This window comes from Candidatus Pelagibacter sp. HIMB123 (assembly GCF_052048195.1).
GTDB lineage: Bacteria > Pseudomonadota > Alphaproteobacteria > Pelagibacterales > Pelagibacteraceae > Pelagibacter.
Window position 1 is genome coordinate 1 of record NZ_JBNAIL010000038.1, and the last position, 4494, is coordinate 4494.

3 protein-coding genes are annotated in these 4494 nt (G+C 33.2%); all 3 read left to right on the forward strand.

Annotated elements, in window-relative coordinates:
- Nucleotides 1-1304: aminotransferase class III-fold pyridoxal phosphate-dependent enzyme (locus tag ACTTBL_RS06745; RefSeq protein WP_440644150.1), on the forward strand; the 1304-nt coding region annotated here is incomplete at its 5' end.
- A 9-nt stretch (nt 1305-1313) separates the two neighbouring features.
- Entirely contained in the window at nt 1314-2432 is a 1119-nt protein-coding gene (gene ald, locus ACTTBL_RS06750) for an alanine dehydrogenase (RefSeq protein WP_440644151.1), read from the forward strand.
- A 2-nt stretch (nt 2433-2434) separates the two neighbouring features.
- Nucleotides 2435-4494, forward strand: a 2060-nt coding sequence (locus ACTTBL_RS06755; protein ID WP_440644152.1) for an FAD-dependent oxidoreductase, incomplete at its 3' end; no start/stop codon positions are given.

Genomic DNA, 4494 nt, shown 5'->3' on the forward strand with positions numbered 1-4494 from the left:
AGCACTGGATGCCATTTACATCTAACAAAGATTTTAAAGAGAACCCAAGATTAATTGTTGAAGCTAAAGGTGTGTATTTAAAAAATCATCAAGGCCAAACTCAAATAGATGCAAGCTCTGGATTATTTTGTAATCCTTTAGGTCATGGTAGAGAAGAAATTATTGAAGCAATAACAAACCAATTAAAAACTTTAGATTATTGCCAACCTTTCCAACAAGGTTTTGGTGGATCATTTGAATTAGCGACTAGGATTTCAAAACATACCCCAGGAAATTTGAATAGAATGTTTTATACTATTTGTGGTTCAACTGCTGTTGAAACTGCAATTAAAATTGCAATCGCTTATCATAGAGCAAGAGGCGATAGTCAAAGATTTAGATTTGTTGGTAGAGAAAGAGGTTACCATGGAATGAATATTGGTGCGACTTCTGTTGGAGGTATGGTTAATAATGTTAAAACTTTTGCAAGTGTTTTAATGCCAGGTGTTGTTCATATGCGACATACACATTTACCAGAACATAAATTTGTAAGTGGTCAACCAGAAACAGGTGTCGAATTAGCAGAAGATTTAGAAAGAATTTGTATGAATTTTGGAGCAGAAAATATAGCAGCTTGTATTGTTGAACCTATTGCAGGATCAACCGGTACATTAGTTCCACCAAAAGGATATCTACAAAGATTAAGAGAGATTTGTGATAAGCATGGAATACTTTTAATTTTTGATGAAGTAATTACAGGATGGGGTAGAACCGGATCTCCATTTGCATCTCAAGAGTATGGAGTAACTCCAGACATGATGACAATGGCAAAAGCTACTACAAACGGAATTAGCCCGATGGGAGTTGTTGCATGTAAAGAAGATATTTATGATGCTATCGCAGAAAACGCTCCTAAGGGAACAATTGAATTATTCCATGGATATACTTATTCTGGAATTCCAATTTCGGTAGCTGCTGGATTGGCAGTTCAAGATATTATTGAAAAAGATGATATTTTTAATAGAGCTAAAAATTTAGCACCTTATTTTCAAGAAGGATTAATGTCTCTAAAAGATATTGATGTTGTTGATAACATCAGAGGATACGGAATGATGGGTGGAATTGATATTGTTATGGACAAAAAACCAGGTGCTGCTGGATTTACTTGTTTCAAACATTGCTATGAAGCTGGAGTAAATTTTAAAGCTACAGGTGATTGTTTAATCATTGCTCCAATGTTTATTTGTGAAAAAAAACACATTGATGAAATTATTGAAAAACTTCGAACTGGAATAACAAATTACGCAAAAAGTAAAAAGAATTAATTTTCGTTTATGAAAATTGGAGTTCCCAAAGAAATAAAACCACAAGAAAATAGAATTGGTTTAACACCAGATAGTGTTAAAACTTTAGTTTCTGAAGGTCATGAAGTTTTAATTGAAAACAATGGTGGATTTGAAGCTGGTTTTGAGAATGATCAATATATAAAAGCTGGTGCTAAAATTGCCGATACTGCAGCTGACATTTTTAATGATGCAGAAATAATTGTTAAAGTAAAAGAGCCTCAAAAAGTAGAAGTTGATATGATTAGAGAAAATCAAATTGTATATACCTATCTACATTTAGCCGCTGCAAAAGAATTAACTGAAGGATTAATAAAATCTAAAAGTATTAATATCGCTTACGAAACAGTTACAGATGATAATGGAAGACTACCTTTACTTGCACCTATGAGTGCTGTTGCAGGAAGAATGTCTGTACAAGCTGGAGCTCACTGTTTAGAGAAAAATCAAAGTGGTAGAGGTTTGCTATTAGGGGGCGCACCAGGTGTAACAGGTGGAACGGTAGTTATATTAGGTGGAGGAGTTGTTGGAGAAAATGCTGCAGTGATTGCAACTGGTATGCAGGCAAAAGTTCATATTGTAGATAAATCTGAAGCTAGATTAAAACAACTTGTTGAAATGTTTGGAGATAAAATTATTCCAGAACAAAGTGATAAAACCGATTTAGATAAATTAGTTGCTGAGGCAGATCTTTTAGTTGGTGGTGTATTAATTCCAGGAGCAGAAGCACCAAAATTAATTACTAAAGAAATGATTAAAACAATGAAAAGAGGATCTGTAATTGTTGATGTTGCTATAGATCAAGGAGGATGTGTGGAAACCAGCAAACCCACAACACATGGTAATCCAACTTATATAGTTGACGATGTAGTTCATTATTGTGTAGCAAATATGCCAGGTGGTGTACCCAGAACATCAACGTTAGCATTAAATAACGCAACCTTACCTTTCTTAGTTAAACTTGCTAATAAAGGTTATCAAAAAGCATTAAGTGAAGATAAAAACTTTTTAGCAGGGTTAAATGTTCATAAAGGTCAAGTAACTTACAAAGCAGTTGCTGATGTCTTTGGGCATAATTTTGTAGAACCTGGAGAAGCTATCAAACATTAGAAATGGAAAAAAACTATCCTTCAAGCGCAAAGGTAGTTATAATTGGTGGCGGTGTAGCTGGCACTTCTTGTGCTTACCATTTAGCTAAATTTGGATGGAAAGATATAGTTTTATTAGAAAGAGACCAACTTACTTCTGGAACTACTTGGCATGCTGCAGGATTAATAGGTCAATTAGGAGCCACTTCTACTATTACTAAATTAAGAAAATATTCTTTAGATCTTTACAAAGAGCTAGAAAAAACAACAGGTTTATCAACTGGTCTTAAACAGAATGGAGCAATAACAGTTGCATCATCTAAAGAAAGGATGCAGGAGTTGTTAAGGCAAGCTACAACTGCACAACTATCTAATGTTGAGGTAGAGGTTTTAAATAAAGAGAGAATAAAAGAATTATATCCAGTAGTAAAAAACGAAGATTTAGTAGGTGGAGTTTATATGCCAAAAGACGGTCAGGCCGATCCTGTTGGAGTTACAAATGTATTGGCTAAAGCTGCTAAAATGTTAGGTGTTAAAATATTTGAGAAATCACCAGTAAAAAAAATTTTAGTAAAAAATAAAAGAATATATGGTGTTGAAACTTCTCAAGGAAAAATTGATTGCGAATATGTTGTTTTAGCTACAGGAATGTGGTCTAGACAAATTGGAGAAGATATTGGTGTTAGTGTTCCGCTATATCCTAATGAGCACTTCTATGTAATCACAGAACCAATGAAAGATCTTCCAAAAGATTTACCTGTTTTGAGGGATTACAATGCATGTCTATACTTAAAAGAAGATGTTGGAAAAATGTTAGTTGGAATTTTCGAACCTAATGCAAAACCTGCATTTAAAAATAGTGGAAAAGTTCCTGATGATTTCTCATTTGGAGAATTTCCAGATGATTTTGATCATTTTGAACCTTACCTTGAGAAATCTTTTCATAGACTCCCAATGTTAGAAAACGCAGGTATAAGAAAGTTTTTTTCAGGACCCGAGTCGTTTACACCTGATACCCAATATTTACTTGGGGAAACACCAGAAGTAAAAAACCTTTATACTTGTTGTGGTTTTAATAGTATTGGAATAGCCAGTTCTGGAGGAGCAGGAAGAGTAACTGCGGAATGGATGATTAACGGTCATATAAATGAAGATTTATTTTCTTTAGATATAAAAAGATTTCAAAAGCTTCATTCATCTAAAAAATTTATCATGGATAGGGTTACTGAAACCTTAGGGGATTTATATGGTATGCATTGGCCGTATAAACAGCATAAAACTTCAAGAAATGAAAAATTATTACCTTATCACGAAGAATTAAAAAAAGCTGGTGCATGTTTTGGTGTAGCGGGAGGGTTTGAAAGACCTATGTGGTATTCCCTAAATGGAGAAAAACCAGAATATCAATATAGTTTTAACTATCAAAATTGGTATCCATCAGCAAAACATGAAACCATAAATGCTAGAAAAAATGTCGGACTTTTTGATTTTTCAACTTTTTCTAAATTTGATTTAAAAGGTGAGAAAGTTCATAGCGATTTACAAAAAATTTGTACAGCTAATATTAAAAATGAAATTGGCAAATCTTCCTATACTCACATGCTAAATGAGGATGGTGGTATTGAAACGGATGTAACAGTTTGGGCGCAAAGAATATCTTATGTGGGTGAACTTGGCTTTGAATTATATGTGAATAAAGACGATGCTTTGGATTTATATAAAATTTTAGCTAATGAAGGCAAAAACTTTGGCTTATCTCATTGCGGTATGCATGCAATGGATATAATGAGAATGGAAAGTGGTTTTTTACATTGGGGCCATGACATTTCCCCAGAGGAAAATCAGTATCAAGCAGGTTTAAATTTTACTATTAGTTATAAAAAAAATTTTAATTTTATAGGTAAAAACGCATTGTTAAAAATTAAAGATAAACCTTTAGAAAAGAGAATGATGATGTTTACATTAAAAGATAGTAAACCAGGTCAACCTTTGTTGTTACATGAAGAGCCGATTTATTTAGATGATAAAATCATTGGAAGAACAACTTCAGGAAATTATTCATTCTGCTTTGATAAAAATTTATC

Bases quoted from the DNA above. Each gene is read 5' to 3' on its own strand.
- ald (WP_440644151.1), top strand. From the start codon at position 1,314: ATGAAAATTGGAGTTCCCAAAGAAATAAAACCACAAGAAAATAGAATT.